The sequence below is a fragment of the Pantoea sp. Acro-807 genome (genome assembly GCF_011752675.1).
GTDB classification, from domain to species: Bacteria; Pseudomonadota; Gammaproteobacteria; order Enterobacterales; family Enterobacteriaceae; genus Pantoea; species Pantoea eucrina.
Window position 1 is genome coordinate 238325 of record NZ_VWXE01000001.1, and the last position, 19819, is coordinate 258143.

Annotated in this window: 20 protein-coding genes; 2 read left to right on the plus strand and 18 right to left on the minus strand. The window is 56.3% G+C overall.

The window, feature by feature from the left end:
• Positions 1 to 53 precede the first annotated feature (53 nt).
• On the plus strand, positions 54 to 257 hold the full coding sequence (tatE, locus tag F3J39_RS01155) for a twin-arginine translocase subunit TatE (RefSeq protein WP_039383119.1): 204 nt from the start codon (positions 54 to 56) through the stop codon (positions 255 to 257).
• Between the two features lie 98 nt (positions 258 to 355).
• Here the strand turns inward: tatE and lipA are convergent, their stop codons facing one another.
• The 13 genes from lipA to leuS form a co-directional block, all read right to left on the minus strand.
• A complete protein-coding gene (lipA, locus tag F3J39_RS01160; protein ID WP_039383121.1) occupies positions 356 to 1321 on the minus strand; it encodes a lipoyl synthase in 966 nt (321 codons plus the stop codon).
• Positions 1322 to 1497: 176 nt separating this feature from the next.
• Entirely contained in the window at positions 1498 to 2148 is a 651-nt protein-coding gene (gene lipB, locus F3J39_RS01165) for a lipoyl(octanoyl) transferase LipB (RefSeq protein ID WP_166713768.1), read from the minus strand.
• 69 nt (positions 2149 to 2217) lie between these two features.
• Complete coding sequence (gene ybeD, locus F3J39_RS01170) at positions 2218 to 2481, minus strand: DUF493 family protein YbeD (protein ID WP_166713769.1); 264 nt, start codon at positions 2479 to 2481, stop codon at positions 2218 to 2220.
• Positions 2482 to 2576: 95 nt separating this feature from the next.
• Positions 2577 to 3788, minus strand: coding sequence for a D-alanyl-D-alanine carboxypeptidase DacA (gene dacA, locus F3J39_RS01175; protein WP_039383127.1), 1212 nt, complete (start codon positions 3786 to 3788; stop codon positions 2577 to 2579).
• Between the two features lie 123 nt (positions 3789 to 3911).
• Positions 3912 to 4991, minus strand: a complete 1080-nt coding sequence (gene rlpA, locus F3J39_RS01180; protein WP_104084660.1) for an endolytic peptidoglycan transglycosylase RlpA — start codon at positions 4989 to 4991, stop codon at positions 3912 to 3914.
• A gap of 10 nt (positions 4992 to 5001) precedes the next feature.
• Complete coding sequence (gene mrdB, locus F3J39_RS01185) at positions 5002 to 6114, minus strand: peptidoglycan glycosyltransferase MrdB (RefSeq protein WP_039385756.1); 1113 nt, start codon at positions 6112 to 6114, stop codon at positions 5002 to 5004.
• 8 nt (positions 6115 to 6122) lie between these two features.
• Entirely contained in the window at positions 6123 to 8027 is a 1905-nt protein-coding gene (gene mrdA / locus F3J39_RS01190; protein WP_071668977.1) for a peptidoglycan DD-transpeptidase MrdA, read from the minus strand.
• Between the two features lie 33 nt (positions 8028 to 8060).
• The gene (gene rlmH / locus F3J39_RS01195; RefSeq protein ID WP_071668978.1) at positions 8061 to 8531 is read right to left on the minus strand and encodes a 23S rRNA (pseudouridine(1915)-N(3))-methyltransferase RlmH; all 471 of its coding nucleotides are present in this window, start codon (positions 8529 to 8531) and stop codon (positions 8061 to 8063) included.
• Between the two features lie 3 nt (positions 8532 to 8534).
• The gene (gene rsfS / locus F3J39_RS01200) at positions 8535 to 8852 is read right to left on the minus strand and encodes a ribosome silencing factor (RefSeq protein ID WP_071668979.1); all 318 of its coding nucleotides are present in this window, start codon (positions 8850 to 8852) and stop codon (positions 8535 to 8537) included.
• A gap of 111 nt (positions 8853 to 8963) precedes the next feature.
• The gene (nadD, locus tag F3J39_RS01205; protein ID WP_166713770.1) at positions 8964 to 9632 is read right to left on the minus strand and encodes a nicotinate-nucleotide adenylyltransferase; all 669 of its coding nucleotides are present in this window, start codon (positions 9630 to 9632) and stop codon (positions 8964 to 8966) included.
• Entirely contained in the window at positions 9625 to 10656 is a 1032-nt protein-coding gene (gene holA, locus F3J39_RS01210) for a DNA polymerase III subunit delta (RefSeq protein WP_039383140.1), read from the minus strand. The genes nadD and holA overlap by 8 nt, the downstream gene beginning before the upstream one ends.
• On the minus strand, positions 10653 to 11252 hold the full coding sequence (lptE, locus tag F3J39_RS01215) for an LPS assembly lipoprotein LptE (protein WP_039383142.1): 600 nt from the start codon (positions 11250 to 11252) through the stop codon (positions 10653 to 10655). The genes holA and lptE overlap by 4 nt, the downstream gene beginning before the upstream one ends.
• A 14-nt stretch (positions 11253 to 11266) precedes the next feature.
• Positions 11267 to 13849, minus strand: a complete 2583-nt coding sequence (gene leuS / locus F3J39_RS01220) for a leucine--tRNA ligase (protein ID WP_071668981.1) — start codon at positions 13847 to 13849, stop codon at positions 11267 to 11269.
• A 301-nt stretch (positions 13850 to 14150) separates the two neighbouring features.
• Here leuS and F3J39_RS01225 point away from each other — a divergent pair, with 301 nt between their 5' ends.
• Positions 14151 to 14633, plus strand: a complete 483-nt coding sequence (locus F3J39_RS01225) for a zinc ribbon-containing protein (RefSeq protein WP_039383147.1) — start codon at positions 14151 to 14153, stop codon at positions 14631 to 14633.
• 58 nt (positions 14634 to 14691) lie between these two features.
• On the opposite strand, the gene F3J39_RS01230 is transcribed toward F3J39_RS01225, so the two are convergent.
• The 5 genes from F3J39_RS01230 to lnt form a co-directional block, all read right to left on the minus strand.
• Positions 14692 to 15417 carry an amino acid ABC transporter ATP-binding protein gene (locus F3J39_RS01230; RefSeq protein ID WP_039383149.1) on the minus strand — a complete coding sequence of 242 codons (726 nt, stop codon included), beginning with the start codon at positions 15415 to 15417 and terminating at the stop codon, positions 14692 to 14694.
• A complete protein-coding gene (gene gltK, locus F3J39_RS01235; RefSeq protein WP_039383151.1) occupies positions 15418 to 16095 on the minus strand; it encodes a glutamate/aspartate ABC transporter permease GltK in 678 nt (225 codons plus the stop codon).
• Positions 16095 to 16835, minus strand: a complete 741-nt coding sequence (locus tag F3J39_RS01240; protein ID WP_039383152.1) for an amino acid ABC transporter permease — start codon at positions 16833 to 16835, stop codon at positions 16095 to 16097. The genes gltK and F3J39_RS01240 overlap by 1 nt, the downstream gene beginning before the upstream one ends.
• A 160-nt stretch (positions 16836 to 16995) precedes the next feature.
• A complete protein-coding gene (locus F3J39_RS01245; RefSeq protein WP_104084662.1) occupies positions 16996 to 17889 on the minus strand; it encodes a glutamate/aspartate ABC transporter substrate-binding protein in 894 nt (297 codons plus the stop codon).
• Between the two features lie 403 nt (positions 17890 to 18292).
• A complete protein-coding gene (gene lnt / locus F3J39_RS01250) occupies positions 18293 to 19819 on the minus strand; it encodes an apolipoprotein N-acyltransferase (RefSeq protein ID WP_039383154.1) in 1527 nt (508 codons plus the stop codon).

Consider the following 19819-nt stretch of genomic DNA (forward strand, 5'->3'; position numbering starts at 1 on the left):
AGAGTGCGCGTTAATAAAGGCTGTCTGTTATACGTGAGAGCTGAAGGTAGAGTATGGAAGGTATCAGTATTGCCAAGCTGCTGATTATCGGTGCACTTATTGTTCTGTTATTTGGTACCAATAAGCTGCGTTCGCTGGGCGGTGATTTAGGATCGGCGATCAAGGGCTTTAAAAAAGCCATGAAAGACGACGACAGCACCGTTGCAAAGAGCAGTGCAGATGAGATCCCGGCAGAGCGCGTCAGCCATAAAGAGTAAAGGCGTGCCCGGGCCGCACAACTGTAACAAGTTGTGATGAAAAAAAACCAGACTCACAGAGGCTGGTTTTTTTGTATCAGGAGGATGTCAGCAGAGGATTATTTTACTTCCAGTCCTTTAGCCTGCATATCCGCATGGTAAGAAGAGCGCACAAACGGGCCGCAGGCGGCGTGAGTGAAGCCCATCGCCATCGCTTCTTCTTTCATCTCATCAAATTCCGCCGGGCTGACATAGCGCTGTACCGGCAGATGATGGCGGCTCGGCTGCAGATATTGTCCCAGCGTCAGCATGGTCACACCGTGACGGCGCAAATCGCGCATCACTTCCACGATCTCCGCGTTGGTTTCGCCCAGGCCCACCATCAGGCCCGATTTGGTCGGAATATCAGGATGCGCCTCTTTAAAGCGCTCCAGCAGCTTAAGTGACCACTCATAGTTAGCGCCGGGACGCACCTGACGGTAAACGCGCGGCACGTTTTCCAGGTTGTGGTTAAACACGTCAGGCGGCGTGGCGGTGAGGATCTCCAGCGCACGATCCATACGCCCGCGGAAATCAGGGACCAGCGTTTCAATTTTGATGCTGGGACTCTTCTCACGAATAGCCGTGATGCAGTCAGCAAAGTGCTGTGCGCCGCCGTCACGCAGATCGTCACGATCGACAGAGGTGATAACCACGTACCGCAGCGCCATATCGGCAATGGTCTGCGCCAGCTTCAGCGGCTCGTTCGCATCAGGGGCGTTAGGACGACCGTGTGCCACGTCGCAGAACGGGCAGCGGCGGGTACAGATGGCGCCAAGGATCATAAAGGTGGCGGTGCCGTGGTTAAAACACTCTGCCAGGTTAGGGCAGGACGCTTCTTCGCAAACAGAGTGCAGGCCATTTTTGCGCATCGCAGCTTTAATGCCCTGGATGCGGCTGGAGTCAGCCGGCAGCTTGATCTTCATCCACTCCGGCTTACGCAGAATTTCGTCGCGCTCGGTGACCACGGTTTTCACCGGAATCAGCGCCATTTTGTCGGCATCGCGATACTTGACGCCGCGTTCCATCTGAATTGGTTTACTCATAAATCTGCAGGTTCCGATCGGGATTGCGATTTGAAAGCTTCCTCACTCAAACTGAGAACCAGGCTTTCAACTTTTTTTGAAAAATTTGCAAAAATTATATCATCTCGCCGCTGCATAAGCAGCCGCTATGCGGTGAGAAAGGTTACAATTTTGTAAATACGCACGCACAGACAAGGTCAGTCCGCGCTTTCATCCTGCCACGCCATCTCTTCAAATCCTGTCAGACGTGCAAAGTGTGCCACCAGACGCGGACGCACATCAGTTGGCATAGCGTCAGGCCGGAACCGGCTCAGCTGCGTCATCTTCATCCCGGCATAGCCGCATGGATTGATACGCAGGAACGGAGCCAGATCCATTGCGATATTCAGCGCCAGCCCGTGGAATGAACAGCCTTTACGGATGCGCAGTCCGAGTGAACAGATTTTGTCATCACCCACATAGACGCCGGGCGCATCTGCGCGCGCGCGCGCCGTCACGCCGTACTCTGCCAGGGTGGCAATGACGGTCTCTTCCAGCGCCGTAACCAGCTCGCGCACGCCCAGCCTGCGCCGCTTAATATCCACCAGCACGTACATGATCTGCTGCCCCGGGCCGTGATACGTCACCTGACCGCCGCGATCGCTCTGCACCACCGGGATATCGCCCGGCATCAGCAGATGTTCAGCTTTACCAGCCTGTCCCTGCGTAAAGACCGGCGCGTGCTCAACCAGCCAGAGCTCATCGGGCGTTTCCGCATTGCGGGTATCGGTGAAGTGATGCATGGCATCGGAGACGGGCTGCCAGTCGCGCAGGCCGAGGTTGCGTACAAGGAGCGTATTTGCAGACACAGCGGAGGTCCGGTAAAGAGGGAAAGCCTGAGTATAACGCTGGCAAAGCGGGCTTTGCCAGCGCCGGTGTTACAGTACCATGCGCACGATATCGATGTTACCCAGCTCTTCATAGAGCGTTTCAACCTGCTCAATATGGGTCGCGTTAATAGTAATGGATACAGAGTGATAGTTGCCTTTGCTGCTGGGCTTTACATCAGGTGTATAGTTGCCAGGCGCATGCCGCTGCACCACTTCAACCACTTGATCAACCAGCTCTGGCTGCGCCAGTCCCATAACTTTATAGGTAAACGGGGTAGGGAATTCGAGCAGTTCATTCAGTTTGGTTTTCATATTGGCTCCGGTGCTTAAAAAAACAGGCTCCCGCCTGGGCGAGAGCCTTGATCATATCTTATTTATGGGCGAGCTGGTGGTTTTTCAACCGTAAATCAGCCAAACCAGTGATGGAACATCAGTTTGATGTAGTCGATGATACGGCCAAAGAAACCGCCTTCCTCAACTTCATTCAGTACTACCAGCGGACGCTGTTCAACCGTTTTACCATCCAGCTGGAAGTTAATGCTGCCAACCACCTGGTTTTTCTTCAGCGGCGCGTGCAGTTCGGTGTTGTTCAGCACATAGCTCGCTTTCAGATCTTTCATCCGGCCGCGCGGGATAGTCAGATAGGCATCTTTCTCCACGCCCAGCTGAACGCGATCGGTATTACCGAACCAGACCGGTTCAGAAGCAAACTCTTTACCCGCTTTCAGGGGTGCCACGGTTTCAAAGAAGCGGAAGCCCCAGGTCAGCAGCTTTTTGCTTTCGGTCTCGCGTCCTTTAAAGGTGTGACCGCCCATTACGGCGGAGATCAGGCGCATCTGGCCTTCGGTGGCAGACGCCACCAGATTGTAGCCCGCGGCTTCAGTATGGCCGGTCTTGATGCCGTCCACCGCCAGACTGCTGTCCCACAAAAGGCCGTTGCGGTTCATCTGACGAATATTGTTAAAGGTGAACTCTTTTTCACGATAGATAGCATACTCATCCGGCACGTCGCGGATCAGCGCCTGACCAATCAGCGCCATATCGCGCGCGGAGCTGTACTGGCCGTCAGCATCCAGCCCATGTACCGTCTGGAAATGGGTGTTTTTCAGACCTAGCGCCCCGACATAGTTATTCATCAGGTTAACAAACGCGTCCTGACTGCCAGCCACATAATCCGCCATTGCGACACAGGCGTCGTTACCGGACTGCAGCACGATGCCGCGTGTCAGCTGGGAGACCGGCACGCGATCGCCTGGCTTAAGGAACATCAGCGATGAGCCTCTGAATACCGGGTTGCCGGTAGCCCAGGCGTCTTTACCCACGGTAACAATGTCATCCTGATGGATTTTACCGGCTTTAACCGCCTGACCAATGACGTAGCTGGTCATCATTTTCGTCAGGCTGGCGGGATCGCGGCGCGCATCGGCGTTTTTTTCGGCCAGCACCTTACCGGAGTTATAGTCGATTAGTACATAAGCCTCAGCATCAATGTCCGGCACGCCCGGAATCATAGTTTTGAGATTGATATCATCAGCAAAGGCAACATGGCTGAGAGAGAGGGCGACCAGTGATCCCACTGTCAGGCGTTTCAGCAAACGAGAAGGTTTCAGCGTATTCATGTTAAGGACTACAACATCCGTGGGGTTAGGGTGAAAAAAGTGCCTTACTATAGCAAATGCGGGATCGGGCAGCATCCCGCATTGCCGGTCAGTTTTAGCCGTAAATGTTACTGTCCGTCACTATCAGGGACGGGCTGTGGTAATAAAGGCGTTAATCTGCGCTTCGGTACTGAGGCGCTGCTGCAGCGCTGCGGCGTCAGCCCGACGGGCAAAGCTGCCAAGCTGAACACGATAGACATTACCGCTGGTCTCAACCTTACCCGGCACGCCGAAGCGCTTACCGAGCGTGCTGGCCAGCTGCTGCGCGCGACCCGCATCGTTCAGCGCGCCAGCCTGAACAACAAAGCTGCCGCTGGCCGGTGCGCCCGCGCTGGCCGCGGCGGCGGTAGCAGCAGGTGCCGCTACCGCGGGTGCTGGCGCAGGGGCCGGAGACGGCTCGCTGCCCTCCAGCACGCCGGTTGCTAACGGCTGCGGCGCGCCCAGAAAGCCGCTGCTCTGTACCGGCGCACCCAGGCTGTCGTCGCCCTGCAGCGAACGGTTATCAACCTCGCGTACGTCTGATTCTGTCGGCTGTGGCGCACTGCCGCCGTTCATCACATTGCCGCCGCTGAGATCGGGACGGGCAGGCAGCGCATAGCTCTGCTTCGCCACCCTGGTGCCAATTGTACCAGGGCCGGAGAGTGAGCCATCAGGCGCAACGTTGATAAAATCGACCCGCACACGGGTGTTATTAGAAATGTTCAGACGATCGCCGGCGGCGCGTGACAGATCGATAATGCGCCCGGGCATGTAGGGACCGCGATCGTTAACGCGCACCACAATCTGCCGGCCGTTCGCCATATTGGTAACGCGTACGTAGCTCGGCAGCGGCAGGGTAGGGTGCGCAGCGGTCAGTGCATCAGGATCGTAAGTTTCACCGATAGCGGTACGGTTGCCTTTAGCCTCATCGCCATACCAGGTTGCCAGGCCAACTTCGCTGAAGTCAGATGGATTTTTGACCACGCGCCAGGTTTTGCCATTCACGCTGTAATCCTGGCTGGTAGCCGGATTAATCGGTTCATAGCGCGGCTCAACGCCCGGGATCTCCACTACCGGACCGTTATACGCCGGCTGTGGCGGCGGCGTATTTGTTTGCGGTTCCTGTGTGGTACAGGCACTTAATACCAGTGACGCCAGTGCAACCCCAAGCCAGTCCTTACGCATGTGCAGCCTCTTAAACGCTTTTAGACAACATTTTTCGATGAGTATGGATCGACATGACAATGCCGAACCCCGCCATTAATACGATCAGCGCCGAACCGCCGTAACTGACCAGCGGCAGCGGTACGCCAACCACCGGTAAGATACCACTTACCATGCCGATATTAACGAAAACATAAACAAACAGAATCAGCATTAATCCGCCTGACATCACGCGACCAAACGTGGTTTGCGCCCGTGCGGCGATGATCAGGCCGCGCATAATCAGCAGCAGATAGAGCAGCAGCAGCAGCAGCACGCCGACCAGGCCCAGCTCCTCTGCCAGCACGGCAAAGATAAAGTCGGTATGGCGCTCCGGCAGAAACTCCAGCTGTGACTGCGTGCCGTGCAGCCAGCCTTTACCGCGCAGCCCGCCTGAGCCGATAGCTATTTTGGACTGAATAATGTGATACCCCGCGCCGAGCGGGTCGCTTTCGGGATCGAGCAGCATCATCACGCGATCGCGCTGGTAGTCATGCATCAGGAAAAACCACAGCACCGGAATAAAGGCCGCAACCAGCAGCACCGCAACGCCAATCAGTTTCCAGCTCATACCGGACAGGAAGAGCACAAACAGGCCGGAAGCGGCGATCAGAATAGAGGTGCCGAGGTCGGGCTGTGCGGCCACCAGCAGCGTGGGCATAAAGATCAGCACCAGCGCGATGCCGGTATTTTTCAGCGTGGGCGGACAGACGTCGCGGTTAATAAAGCGCGCAACCATCAGCGGCACGGCAATTTTGGCGATCTCTGACGGCTGAAAGCGGACGAATCCAAGATCCAGCCAGCGCTGTGCGCCTTTACTGATATGACCAAAGGCGTCAACGGCTATCAGCAAAATCACGCAGACAATATAGAGATAGGGCGCCCAGCTCTCATAAACGCGCGGCGGAACCTGCGCCATGACCAGCATAATCACCGTGCCCATGGCAATCTGACCCAGCTTACGCTCCATCATGCCCGGATCCTGCCCGCTGGCGCTCCAGATCACAATGGCGCTGTAGGTCAGCAGCGCGAGAATAATTAACATAAACAGCGGGTCGATATGGATACGCGTCCAGATCGTCCTTTTCTGCGGACTATCGTTCATCGACATGATTATTCACCTTCGTAGCCGGGCGGCGTCGGGGCGGCTTCAGGCAGCACCGTATTATTGTCACCCAGCATTATGTGATCGAGGATCTGGCGCATCACGGTTCCCACCGCCGGGCCGGCACCACCGTTCTCCAGAATGATGGTCACGGCCACCCGCGGTTTGTCGTACGGCGCAAACGCGGTCATAAGTTTGTGATCGCGCAGGCGCTCGGCAATTTTATGCGCGTTATAGGTCTCATTCTCTTTCAGACCAAATACCTGGGCGGTACCTGATTTGGCAGCAATCTTATAGGGCGCATCAGCAAAGCTTTTGTGCGCAGTCCCGTTAGGCCGGTTGGCGACGCCATACATGCCATCTTTGGCAATTTCCCAGTACCCGGAGTGAATATCGCCAATCGGCGCATCAGGCGGCTGACGATAAGGCACCATGGCGCTGCCCTCACGCGTAGCGCGCAGCAGATGCGGCACTTTGATCACGCCGTCATTAATCAGGATCATCATCGCTTTGTTCATCTGTACCGGCGTAGCGGTCCAGTAACCCTGTCCGATGCCGACCGGAATGGTGTCACCCTGATACCAGGGCTTTTTAAAACGCTTCATTTTCCAGTCGCGCGTCGGCATGTTACCGGCGCTCTCCTGCGGCAGGTCAATACCGGTGCGATGACCATAGCCAAATTTAGTCATCCACTCGGAGAGGCGATCGATGCCCATATCGTAGGCGACCTGATAGAAGAACGTATCGGCTGACTCTTCCAGCGATTTGGTCACGTTAAGACGGCCGTGGCCCCACTTTTTCCAGTCGCGATAACGCTTTTCAGAACCGGGCAGCTGCCACCAGCCAGGATCAAACAGGCTGGTATTACGGTTAATGACCCCCGCGCTCAGCGCTGATACCGCTACGTAAGGTTTTACCGTTGAGGCGGGCGGATAGGCAGCCTGCAGCGCACGGTTATAGAGCGGCCGGTTTTCATCACTGAGCAGCGCCTTGTAATCTTTACTGGAGATCCCATCGACAAACAGGTTGGGGTCGTAGCTTGGCGTGGAGACCAGCGCCAGGATCTCACCGGTGCGCGGATCGCTGACGACTACCGCCGCCCGGCTGCCGGTCAGCAGCGTTTCAATGTACTGCTGCAGCCGCAGGTCAACGGTCAGCCAGATATCGCGGCCCGCCTGCGGGGATTGCTCATGCAGCTGGCGTATCACGCGTCCGCGGTTATTGACCTCAACCTCTTCATAGCCGGTTTTGCCATGCAGCACATCTTCGTAGTAGTTTTCGATACCGAGCTTGCCAATATCATGCGTGGCGGCATAGTTAGGCCACTTGCCCTCTTCATCAAGGCGTTTTACGTCACGATCGTTGATTTTCGATACGTATCCCACAACGTGGGTCAGCGTCTGACCATAAGGATAATAGCGGCGCTGGTAGCCTTTAACTTCCACGCCGGGAAAGCGGTATTGATTCACGGCAAAACGTGCGACCTGTACTTCATTCAGGCCGGTTTTTACCGGAATAGAGGTAAAGCGACGCGAGCGCTTGCGCTCTTTTTCAAAAGCGTCGATATCGTCGTCAGTCAGATCCAGCACTGGTCGCAGCGCCTGCAGCGTCTGCTTAAGGTCGTCAACTTTTTCCGGCACCAGTTCAGCCTGGTAAATCGTGCGGTTCAGCGCCAGCGGAACGCCGTTGCGATCGTAGATGATGCCGCGACTCGGGGCGACCGGCACCAGCTTGATACGGTTTTCATTCGAGCGGGTGCTGTAATCATCAAAGCGCAGGATCTGCAGATGATAGAGGTTGAAAACCAGCACGCAGGAGAGCAGCAGAATGCCGATGAACGCCACAAGGGCGCGGCGGACAAACAGTTTTTGTTCGGCAGTGTAATCGCGAAAAGCGTTGCTCTGTAGTTTCATCCGCTGCGTTTTTATCTGGAGGTTGTCGGGCGTTTATTCACGATGATAAGGGTGATTCGTGGTGATACTCCAGGCGCGGTATAGGCTCTCAGCAACCAGCACGCGTACCAGCGGATGAGGCAGCGTCAGCGCCGACAGCGACCAGCTCTGTTCAGCAGCGGCTTTACACGCCGGAGCCAGGCCTTCAGGACCACCAATCAGCAGGCTGACATCACGACCATCCAGCTTCCAGCGCTCCAGCTGCTGCGCCAGCTGCGGGGTCTCCCACGGCTGTCCGGGAATGTCGAGCGTGACAATACGGTTGCCTTTGCCTGTTGCCGCCAGCATCGCTTCACCTTCTTTTTCCAGAATGCGTTTGATGTCAGCGTTTTTGCCGCGTTTCCCGGCCGGAACTTCAGTCAGCTCAAACGGCATATCTTTCGGAAAGCGCCGCAGATACTCCATAAAACCGGTCTGAACCCAGTCGGGCATTTTGGTGCCAACGGCTACAAGTTGCAGTTTCACTGCTTAGCTCCAGAGCTTTTCCAGCTCATAAAGCTGACGGCTCTCTTCCTGCATTACATGCACAATGACGTCACCGAGATCGACGACAACCCAGTCTGCCGCTGCTTTACCTTCCACGCCCAGCGGAGTCAGGCCAGCTACGCGGGACTCCTGCATAACGTGATCGGCAATAGCGGAGACGTGGCGGGTTGAGGTGCCGGTGCAGATGATCATGTAATCGGTGATGCTGGATTTGCCCTGGACATCAATCGCAATGATATCCTGGCCTTTCAGATCATCAATCTTATCAATAACGAACTCTTGGAGTGCTTTGCCTTGCAAAAGGTTCCCCTTAAAAACAGGTAATGCGGGCTGGCTGAATGCCCGGAAATGCAGCCAAAAATTAAGCGGCGCAGTATAGCATGCTACAACCGGAGGAGATATATATCCGGGTTATTTACCCGCGCCGGCGGGCGGAGCATTCAGATAGAGGCCAGCGCGATCGATATAGTCGATCACCGCTGGCGGCAGCAGCGTGCTGCAGGATTCTCCCTGATGGCGCCGCTGGCGGATCTCGGTGGCAGAAATCGCATAAAGCGGCGTCTCCGCCAGCCAGATATGGCCTGCCGGTGCCTGATGCAGCGCCGCACTGTCCTGCGTCTGATGCTGCTCCAGCCACCGCTGCATCTCAGGCGAACCCATTTTCGTCGCATAGCCCGGCCGTTTGCAAACCAGCAGATGGGAGAGTGACAGCAGTTCCTGCCAGCGATGCCATTTATGCAGCGACAGCAGCGAATCCTGACCGATGATAAAGCCCAGCGGCTGCCGCGGGCCGCGCTCCTGGCGCAGTGCTTCCAGCGTAGTCACTGTCCAGGAGGGGGTCTGACGCTGCAGTTCGCGCGTGTCGATATCAAACAGCGGCCGGTCGGCAATCGCACACTGCAGCATCGCCACCCGCTGTGCGGCACTCGCTTCCGGCTGTGGCCGGTGGGGGGGAACATTGTTAGGCATCAGCGTGACTTTTTTCAGTCCGACCTGCTGCGCCAGCGCCTCTGCCGGACGCAGATGACCATAATGCACCGGATCAAACGTGCCGCCAAACAGGGCGCAGAGTTCAGACATAATGTAATCCTGACGGAAAGTGACGCTGACAGAGCAGCAGCGAGAGCGTTTCCAGCTGCGGCCAGAGGTTCTGGCCATAATCCTGCTTCATGGTGAGCTCCAGCTCAGCCAGCAGGTGTACCGCCTGATGCAGTCGTTCGGCGTCCAGCCGCTGCAGCGCCCCGGTGAAGAGCGCGCGCCGGTTTTGCCAGATGCGCTGCTGATCCATCAGCGTGCGCAGAGGCTGCTTAGCCTGATTGCGCTGCAGATGCAGCAGCGTCAGCAGATCGCGCTGCAGGGTGCGCAGCAGGATCACCGGTTCGCTCTCCTCTTTCTGCAGCTGATGCAGGATATGCAGCGCCCGCTTGCCTTTCCCCGCCAGCAGCGCATCCACCCAGTGAAATGGCGTAAAATGGGCCGCATCATTGACTGCGGCTTCCACGCGCGGCAGCGTCAGTTTGCCGTCAGGCCAGAGCAGCGACAGCCGCTCCAGCGCCTGAGCCAGTGCCAGCAGATTGCCTTCATAGCAGTAGCACAGCAGCTGAACCGCTGCCTCATCGACGCTGAGCTGCATCGCTTTGGCCCGCGCGGCGACCCAGCGCGGCAGCTGTGCCTGTTCCGGCGTCTGACACGGCACCAGCACCGCCTGCGGACTCAGCGCTTTGTACCAGGCGCTGTTTTCCTGCGCTTTGGTCAGCTTTGTCATACGCAGCACCAGCAGGATATCGCTATGCAGCAGGGCAGAGAGGGTAACCAGCTGCTCAGCCATCGCAGCATTCGGGCCGTTTTCCGGCAGCGTCAGCGTCAGCGTCTGGCGCAGGGTGAACAGGCTCAGCGCCTGACAGCTGGCAAAAAGCGCCTGCCAGTCAGTCTGGGCATCCAGCGTGACCGAAAAGTGCTCTTCAAATCCCTGACTGCCGGCAGCAGCGCGGATAGCATCCGCACTCTCCTGGATCAGCAGGGGTTCATTACCGGCGAGAAAATAGCAGGCGCGCAGCCCCTCACGAAGCTGCGCGCGCAGTTGCTCAGGATAAATCCTGATCATTGCAGACTGGTGGCGGAAGAGGAGGGCACTTCCGGTGAATCAGAACCCGGGGCGATGATCTCCGGCTCCGGCAGCGTCTCTTTATTATTGAGCTGCGCGGCATGGACCGTCAGCAGTTTACGCACCAGCTGCTCTGCTCCACGCTGACGCATCTCCTGCAGGATCATATCCTGTTCCGCATCCTTTGCCAGTGCGGCGTTAGGGTTGTCGAAGAACGAGCGGTAGACCGTGGTGCTGATAGGGTAAATCCCTTTGCCGGGCAGCACGACCTGTGCGGTCAGCGTCATCACCAGCGAATATTCTGCCGTGGTACCGCTGATAAACACTGAAGCCGTGTCACGCGCCTGCCGCACGCCTCCCAGACGCAGCGTCGGGTAGGTTGCGCTGGCCTCTTTGCTGTCCTCAATGATGTTTACATCGTTGATGCGCAGCTGCTGACGCACGGTGCGCGCCAGCGGGCCGTAAGGATCGCCACTCTGTACAATCAGCGTTTTCATCTCCGGTGGCACCTGAGTGGTGCCGCGCGGATGAAATCCACAGCCTGCGGTGACCAGCACCGCAAACAGGACAAACAGCCTGATAACTAGTTGTCGCACAGTTCCTCCTGAACTTAACCCACGACCAGGTTAAGCAGTTTGCCAGGGACATAAATCACTTTTCGCAGGGTGACGCCGTCCAGATATTTTGCCACCAGTGGCTCCTGTGCGGCTCGCGCCTGCACCTGCTCCTGAGTGGCATCTGCTGCCACGGTGACTTTACCGCGTACTTTACCGTTAACCTGAACGACAACCAGCATTGAATCGTCGACCATTGCGGCTTCATCCGCTACCGGCCACGGCGCATTATCAATGCTGCCTTCGCCACCCAGCGCCTGCCACAGGACATAGCTGGCGTGCGGCGTGAACGGATAGAGCAGGCGCGTAACGGCGACCAGCGCTTCCTGCATCAGTGCGCGATCCTGTTCGCTCTCCTGCGGCGCGCGCAGCAGCTTGTTCATCAGCTCCATGATAGCAGCGATAGCGGTGTTAAAGGTCTGGCGACGACCAATGTCATCTGCGACTTTCGCAATGGTTTTATGCAGATCGCGACGCAGCGCTTTCTGTTCATCATTCAGTGCGCTGACATCCAGCGCGACAGTTGCGCCTTTCGCTACGTGATCGTAAGCCAGTTTCCAGACGCGTTTCAGGAAGCGGTTAGCGCCTTCCACACCAGACTCCTGCCACTCCAGGGTCATATCTGCCGGCGATGCAAACATCATAAACAGGCGTACGGTATCGGCGCCGTAACGCTCAACCATCAGCTGTGGATCGATGCCGTTGTTTTTCGACTTCGACATTTTGCTCATGCCGGCGTAGATAACGTCGCGGCCCTGATTGTCCACTGCTTTGGTAATACGTCCTTTATCATCGCGCTCAACGGTAACATCAACCGGAGAGACCCAGTTGCGCTCGCCGTTAACGCCAACATAGTAGAACGCGTCCGCCAGCACCATGCCCTGACACAGCAGGCGTTTTGCTGGCTCATCGGAGTTAACCAGGCCCGCGTCACGCAGCAGCTTGTGATAGAAGCGGAAGTACATCAGGTGCATGATGGCGTGTTCGATACCGCCTACGTACTGGTCTACCGGCAGCCAGTAGTTGGCCGCCGCCGGATCCAGCATGCCTTCGTTGTAGTTAGCGCAGGTATAGCGCGCGTAGTACCAGGAAGATTCCATAAAGGTGTCAAAGGTATCAGTTTCGCGCAGTGCTGGCTGACCATTCACGGTAGTTTTAGCCCACTCCGGGTCCGCTTTGATCGGGCTGGTGATACCATCCATGACCACATCTTCCGGCAGGATAACCGGCAGCTGATCTTCTGGCGCAGGGACGACCGTGCCATCTTCCAGCGTGACCATCGGAATAGGTGCACCCCAGTAGCGCTGACGCGAAACGCCCCAGTCGCGCAGACGGTAGTTAACTTTGCGTACGCCAACGCCTTTTGCCGTCAGCGCGTCGGCGATTGCGTTAAAGCCCGCCTGGTGATCCAGACCGTCAAACTCACCGGAATTAAACAGCGTGCCTTTTTCGGTCATGGCACCGCTGCTCAGATCGGGTTCTGTGCCATCGAGGTTGCGGATAACAGGCTTGATGTTCAGGCCATATTTAGTCGCAAACTCCCAGTCGCGCTGGTCATGACCAGGTACCGCCATCACCGCACCGGTGCCATATTCCATCAGTACAAAGTTCGCGACCCATACCGGAATGGCTTCACCGGTCAGCGGATGGATAGCAGACAGGCCGGTCGCCATGCCTTTTTTCTCCATCGTGGCCATATCCGCTTCTGCGACTTTAGTCGTACTGCACTCGGCAATGAAATCGGCCAGCACCGGATTGCCTGCGGCAGCCTGTCGCGCCAGCGGATGACCCGCCGCCACGGCGACGTAGGTCGCGCCCATAAAGGTATCGGGACGGGTGGTGTAAACCGTGACCTTTTCGTCGCTGTGCGCAACGTCAAAGGTGATTTCAACCCCTTCTGAACGGCCGATCCAGTTGCGCTGCATGGTTTTAACCTGCTCCGGCCACTCATCCAGCTTGTCGAGGTCGTTAAGCAGTTCTTCAGCGTAGTCGGTGATTTTGATAAACCACTGCGGGATCTCTTTGCGCTCAACTTTGGTGTCGCAGCGCCAGCAGCAGCCATCGATTACCTGCTCATTAGCCAGCACGGTCTGATCGTTCGGGCACCAGTTCACCGCCGAGGTCTTTTTGTACACCAGGCCTTTTTCGTAAAGTTTGGTGAAGAACCACTGTTCCCAGCGATAGTACTCTGGCTGACAGGTCGCCAGTTCACGGCTCCAGTCGTAGCCAAAGCCCAGCAGCTTCAGCTGGTTCTTCATGTAGTTGATGTTGTCGTAGGTCCATGGCGCCGGCGCAGTATTATTTTTTACCGCAGCGCCTTCAGCGGGCAGACCAAAAGCGTCCCAGCCAATCGGCTGCAGAACGTTTTTGCCCAGCATGCGCTGATAGCGGGCAATAACATCGCCAATGGTGTAGTTACGCACGTGACCCATGTGCAGGCGGCCAGAAGGATAGGGCAGCATCGACAGGCAGTAATATTTCTCTTTGCCTTCCTGCTCGGTGACTTTGAAGGTTTCATTTTCGTCCCAGTGCTGCTGGACGCGGGATTCTATCTCTTCCGGGCGGTATTGCTCTTGCATGGCTGCCTGTGATCCTTAGTAAAAATCGTTTTCCCGGACCGTCTGGTGCAGCAGCAGAGCCGCTGACATCGTCGCCTGATGGCTTGACCGCCGCATCGGACAGGCCGGGTTTGTCTACTTATGATCCGCATAGCATACCCATAAGCCCCGCCCTCAACAACATTTCACCGTCCCTCTCCGCCGCTTTTCTGCGGAATGCGTTGCGGCTTCCGCGCTTTTGCAATTTCCGCGATGACCGTCAGAGCTTTTGCGATAAAGCGGCTAAACTTACAGCAGCCCTCACAGCAGAAAGGAGAATAAAATGAATAACGTGGCGCAGGCGTATCGAACCACGGTAGCAACGTTAACCCAGCGACTGGAGCACGGTGAACGCGATATCGACGCGCTGGTCGCGGAAGCGCGTCAGGATCTGCTGACCGACGAGAGTCTCTCATCTTCTGAAGTGGATGAAGTAATGCGGGCGGTGCGACGCGATCTTTACGAATTCTCCCGCAGCTATCCCGAAGCGGAGAGCGCGCTGGAAGATTCGGTCTTTTTACGTGTGATCCGTGAGAGCCTGTGGAAAGAGCTGGCGGATATCACAGATAAGAGTCAGCTGGAGTGGCGTGAGGTGTTTAAAGACCTGCATCATCACGGCGTTTATCAGAGCGGTGAGGTGGTGGGGCTGGGTAATCTGGTGTGCGAAAACTGCGGCTTTACGCGCGCTATCTATACGCCTGAAAGCCTGACGCGCTGCCCTGAGTGCAATCACGATCAGTTTCAGCGCCAGCCGTTTGAACCCTGACAGATTGCGTTAACAGCGCGCCGCTGCGTGTGTGCAGGCGGCGCGCATGGTTCAGCGGTTAGTGCAGAATTTTTGCCAGGAACTCTTTCGCGCGCCCGGACTGCGGATTATTAAAGAAGTCATCTTTGCGGGTATCTTCGACAATTTTTCCTTCATCCATAAAGATAACGCGATTAGCCACCTTACGCGCAAAGCCCATTTCGTGCGTCACCACCATCATCGTCATGCCTTCGTTTGCCAGTTCAACCATGACATCCAGCACTTCATTGATCATCTCCGGATCGAGCGCGGAGGTGGGCTCATCAAACAGCATGGCGATCGGGTCCATACAGAGCGCACGGGCGATGGCCACACGCTGTTGCTGGCCTCCTGAAAGCTGCCCCGGAAACTTCTCCGCGTGGGCAGAGAGCCCCACGCGCTTCAGCAGGGCTTGTCCTTTATCTCGCGCCGCCGTTTTATCGCGCTTCAGTACTTTTACCTGCGCCAGCACCAGGTTATCGATAATGCTCAGATGAGGAAACAGCTCAAAGTGCTGAAACACCATGCCGACCTGACTGCGCAGTTTGGCCAGATTAGTCTTTTTATTGTTCACTTCAGTGCCGTTGACCTGAATGCTGCCCTGCTGAACCGGCTCCAGTCCGTTGACGGTTTTAATCAGCGTGGATTTGCCCGAGCCCGAGGGCCCGCAGACCACCACCACTTCTCCTTTTTTTACCTCGGTTGAGCAGTCGGTCAGCACCTGAAAGTGCCCATACCACTTAGAAACATTTTTCAGGCTAATCATTTAAACTGTCCTTTTTCTTTTCAGATAGCTAACCAGCAACGACGCGCTCAGGCTGATCGCGAAATAGACCAGACCGGCAAACAGAACCATTTCTACCTGGGTACCATCGCGCTCGCCAATGGTAGAGGCGGTGCGGAAAAAATCAGCCAGGCTCAGTACATAGACCAGTGAGGTATCCTGGAACAGCACAATGCCCTGAGTAAGCAGCAGCGGCACCATGGCGCGAAACGCCTGCGGCAGAATAATCAGCTTCATTGATTGCCACTGCGTCATGCCGAGCGCCAGTGCGGCATTTGATTGTCCGCGAGAGATGCTCTGGATACCGGCGCGAATAATCTCCGAATAATAAGCAGCCTCAAACAGCGCAAAGGCCACCATGGCAGAGATAAGACGAATATCCGTCTGCGGCGACAGGCCCAGCACCTGCTGCAGAAAACTCGGCACAACCAGATAGAACCACAGCAGTACCATCACCAAAGGGACTGAACGGAACAGGTTGACGTAGAGTTTTGCAAACCAGCGTACCGGGGCAAACGTTGAGAGGCGCATAACGGCCAGAATGGTGCCCCAGATAATGCCGAACACCACCGCGACGGCGGTAATTTTAAGCGTAATCACCATGCCATTAAGCAGGTAGGGCAGGCTGGGCGGAATAGAGCTCCAGTCAAAATCGTACATTATTTCCCTCCCAGGTTGCCGGGCAGGCGAATTTTGCGTTCTACCAGACCCATGACCAGCATAATCACCAGATTGATGCCGACATAGGCGAGCGTAATCGCAGTAAAGGACTCATAGGCGTGCGCCGAGTAGTCGAGCAGCTTGCCCGCCTGGGCAGCCAGGTCGACCAGGCCAATCGTGGAGGCGATGGCGGAGTTCTTGACCAGGTTCAGCATTTCCGAGGTCATCGGCGGCACAATCACCCGGTAGGCGTTAGGCAGCAGCACATAACGATAGGTTTGTGGCAGCGTCAGCCCCATAGCCAGTCCGGCATTTTTCTGTCCGCGCGGCAGCGACTGAATCGCCGCCCGCACCTGCTCGCAGACGCGCGCTGCGGTAAAAAGTCCGAGACAGATCATGGAGGAGAGGAAGAACTGAATGTTTGGATCAAGCTCCGCCTTAAACCACATGCCGAGCTTCTCACCAACCAGTTCCGGCGCCACCAGATACCAGAAGAAAAACTGCACAATCAGCGGGATATTACGAAACAGCTCTACATAGCAGGTGCCAATCGCAGCCAGCAGGCGATTCGGTACGGTACGCAGAATGCCAAACAGCGATCCCACCAGGAAGGCGATAATCCAGGCGCAGCAGGAGACCGCGACGGTCACCTGAAATCCGGACCACAGCCAGCCAAGGTAGGTCGTATTGCCGAACGGAGCCTGCTGTAAAAAGATGCCCCAGTTCCAGTCGATACCCATAACGAGCTCCGGTAAAAAAGGGTAGCCAGGCTACCCATAAGATTGTTGAGCGGTCTCTTTTTTCCTGCCGCAGGGGAACGACCCGCAGCAGTCTGTCTGTCCGTACCGCATGTTCAGCAATCAGGAGGGCAGCCTGGCCGCCCTTGTTATCGTTGTTACGTTACAGCGCCTTGTCGTTAGGTGATTTAAACAGGGCCTGCATATCGGAGGAGAGTTCAAAATTCAGATTGAGGTTTTTTGGCGGAATAGGCTGTTTAAACCATTTATCAAACCATTTGGTCGCTTCACCGGAGGTCTGTGCCTTAGCAATGGTTTCATCCAGCAGCTGTTTGAACTGTGGATCGTCTTTACGCAGCATGCAGCCGTAAGCCTCTTTGGATTGCGCGGTACCCGTAATCTCCCAGTTATCAGGCTTTTTCGCCTTGGCGCGCTCACCGGCCAGCAGGGCATCATCCATCATAAAGGCGACGGCACGTCCGGTTTCCAGCGTGCGGAACGAATCGCCATGATCTTTAGCGCTGATAATGCGCATATCGAGCTTTTTCTCATCATTCAGCTTGCGCAGCAGAATTTCAGAGGTGGTACCGGAGGTGACCACAACCGTTTTGCCTTTCAGATCGGTGAAATCTTTAATGTCACCGCCTTTTTTCACCAGTAAACGGGTGCCGATGATGAAGATGGTGTCAGAGAAGGCCGCCTGCTGCTGACGCTCAACGTTGTTTGTCGTGGAACCACATTCAAAATCGTAAGTGCCGTTCTGCAGCAGAGGAATGCGGTTCTGCGAGGTAATTGGCAGCATCTTGATCTGCAGATCGGGTTTATTCAGTTTGGCTTTGATCGCTGCCACAATGGCGCTGGAGTAGTCCTGCGAATAGCCGACGACTTTTTGCTGGTTGTCATAATAAGAAAAGGGAACGGATGACTCACGATGGCCGACGACAATAACGCCGCTGTCGTTAATCTTTTTCAGCGTGCCGGTGAAATCTTCTGCCTGAGCCGCGCCCGCTGCTGCTCCCAACAGCAGAAGTGATAAGGCCACTTTGCGCATTTGCATGTTCCAACTCCTTCGTGTGAATGTCGCGCAGAATAAAACTGCGCAGAGCGTGATGTTATGTCTGTGTCCTGCTGCTTTTTTAATAATCCTTTAGCGCAACTGCGCGCAGGATAGGGGACTAACATAGCGAAATGTTAACGCAATGAAACAAAAAAGTTTGTTTTTTGCGAGCCGCTCCGCACCATTACAAGGCAATGTAGCTGCCTTGCGCTGTTTCAGTGCGCAATCATGCCCGTTAACAGTGCGTGAAATTCACGACAACAAGCCTGCTGCCGGGATTCGCCGCTGTCGTTATGGTTAACAGCAAGCTTCGTGCCACATTACGCAGCATTGCAGGAGAATGTTTCAGCGGAAAGACAAAAAAAAGCGAAGCCGTGGCTTCGCTTTCAGGGAGACGCGAGCGTCAGACGCGCCGGCGTGCAATGGCGGCGGTGATCGCTGCCAGCGTCAGTAACCAGACCGGCCAGATACCGCTGCGCGCATAGGGCGTTTCGCCTGCAGCAGGCGTTACGCGCGCCTCCAGTACCCGGCGGGTAAACTGCGGGATCATCTTTTCAACGTCGCCGTCGGCGTTGACCACGGCCGTAACGCCATTGTTTGTCGAGCGCAGCAGCGGGCGTCCCAGTTCAAGCGCACGCATGCGCGCCATCTGAAAATGCTGCCACGGACCGATCGAGTGGCCGAACCAGGCATCATTTGAAACCGTCAGCAGGAAGTTGGTATCTGGCCGGAAGTTGGCACGTACCTGTTCGCCCAGAACGATTTCATAGCAGATGGCGCTGGTGAGGTTATAACCCGCCACGTTCAGCTGTGGCTGGATGTAAGCACCGCGGCTGAAAGAGGACATGGGCAGATCGAAGAACGGCGCCAGCGGACGAAGCAGGCTCTCCAGCGGCACAAACTCGCCGAACGGCACCAGGTGATTTTTCTGATAGCGGTTACGGCTCTGGTAGTTATAAGGCTGTTTGCCACCGAGCACGATGACGGAGTTATAGTCGTGATAGCGGTTATCACCCTCAACGCGTGAGTCAACAATGCCGGTGATCAAACTGCTGCCGCGCGCGCGCAGTTCCGCGTCCAGCGCCTGTAAAAAGGGCTGCTGGTTACTTTCAAGATCGGTAATAGCTGATTCAGGCCAGATAATCAGCGGCGCACTGCCGATATAGGGCTGACTGTAGCTGGTATAGACGCGCAGCGTGTCGCGCAGCTGCTGCGGATCCCACTTCATCGATTGCGGGATATTACCCTGTACCATCGCCACGTCCACACTGCGTGCCGGCAGCGGCTGATACCAGTGCAGCATACGCAGCGGCCACGGCAGCAGCAGCAGGGCTGCGGCAACAATCAGGCTTTTCAGACTGCGCTGATGCAGGGCAAAGACCAGCAGGCCGGCAATCATCATCAGCAGAAAGGTAATGGTCTCTACGCCCGCAAGCGGCGCAATACCTTTCAGCGGACCGTCAATCTGGCTGTAGCCAAACTGCAGCCAGGGGAAACCCGTCAGGACCCAGCCGCGCAGAAACTCACTGATTTGCCATAACGCCGGCGCCGCCAGCGCCAGCCGCCATAGAGTAGCGCGCGGCCAGAAGCGGTTGAGCACCACGGCAAACAGCAGCGGATAGAGCGCCAGATATGCTGCCAGCAGCAGCACCAGAAAGACGTTTACCGGCCCGGGCATACCGCCAAAGGTAGCGATGCTGACATAGACCCAGTTAATGCCGCTGCCAAACAGGCCAAAGCCCCATGTAAAGCCAAGCGCTGCAGCCTGGGCAGGACGACGGTTTAGCAGTAATACCTGCAAACCCGCCAGGGAGATAAGCGCCGCAGGCCAGAAATCGTAAGGAGAAAAGGCGAGGGTGCCGGTGGCACCCGCTATCAGCGCCAGCAGCAGACGCACCCGCTGGCGGGAAAAAAGAGAGGCAGATGCCAT

What these genes read in the sequence shown, in the direction of transcription:
- F3J39_RS01230 (WP_039383149.1), bottom strand. Translation starts at nt 15,417, where the DNA reads ATGATTAGCCTGAAAAATGTTTCTAAGTGGTATGGGCACTTTCAGGTG.
- lipA (WP_039383121.1), bottom strand. Translation starts at nt 1,321, where the DNA reads ATGAGTAAACCAATTCAGATGGAACGCGGCGTCAAGTATCGCGATGCC.
- F3J39_RS01245 (WP_104084662.1), bottom strand. Translation starts at nt 17,889, where the DNA reads ATGCAAATGCGCAAAGTGGCCTTATCACTTCTGCTGTTGGGAGCAGCA.
- mrdB (WP_039385756.1), bottom strand. Translation starts at nt 6,114, where the DNA reads ATGAACGATAGTCCGCAGAAAAGGACGATCTGGACGCGTATCCATATC.
- tatE (WP_039383119.1), top strand. Translation starts at nt 54, where the DNA reads ATGGAAGGTATCAGTATTGCCAAGCTGCTGATTATCGGTGCACTTATT.
- F3J39_RS01225 (WP_039383147.1), top strand. Translation starts at nt 14,151, where the DNA reads ATGAATAACGTGGCGCAGGCGTATCGAACCACGGTAGCAACGTTAACC.
- nadD (WP_166713770.1), bottom strand. Translation starts at nt 9,632, where the DNA reads ATGTCTGAACTCTGCGCCCTGTTTGGCGGCACGTTTGATCCGGTGCAT.
- lnt (WP_039383154.1), bottom strand. Translation starts at nt 19,819, where the DNA reads ATGGCATCTGCCTCTCTTTTTTCCCGCCAGCGGGTGCGTCTGCTGCTG.
- F3J39_RS01240 (WP_039383152.1), bottom strand. Translation starts at nt 16,835, where the DNA reads ATGGGTATCGACTGGAACTGGGGCATCTTTTTACAGCAGGCTCCGTTC.
- mrdA (WP_071668977.1), bottom strand. Translation starts at nt 8,027, where the DNA reads ATGAAACTACAGAGCAACGCTTTTCGCGATTACACTGCCGAACAAAAA.
- holA (WP_039383140.1), bottom strand. Translation starts at nt 10,656, where the DNA reads ATGATCAGGATTTATCCTGAGCAACTGCGCGCGCAGCTTCGTGAGGGG.
- dacA (WP_039383127.1), bottom strand. Translation starts at nt 3,788, where the DNA reads ATGAATACGCTGAAACCTTCTCGTTTGCTGAAACGCCTGACAGTGGGA.
- rlpA (WP_104084660.1), bottom strand. Translation starts at nt 4,991, where the DNA reads ATGCGTAAGGACTGGCTTGGGGTTGCACTGGCGTCACTGGTATTAAGT.
- ybeD (WP_166713769.1), bottom strand. Translation starts at nt 2,481, where the DNA reads ATGAAAACCAAACTGAATGAACTGCTCGAATTCCCTACCCCGTTTACC.
- leuS (WP_071668981.1), bottom strand. Translation starts at nt 13,849, where the DNA reads ATGCAAGAGCAATACCGCCCGGAAGAGATAGAATCCCGCGTCCAGCAG.
- gltK (WP_039383151.1), bottom strand. Translation starts at nt 16,095, where the DNA reads ATGTACGATTTTGACTGGAGCTCTATTCCGCCCAGCCTGCCCTACCTG.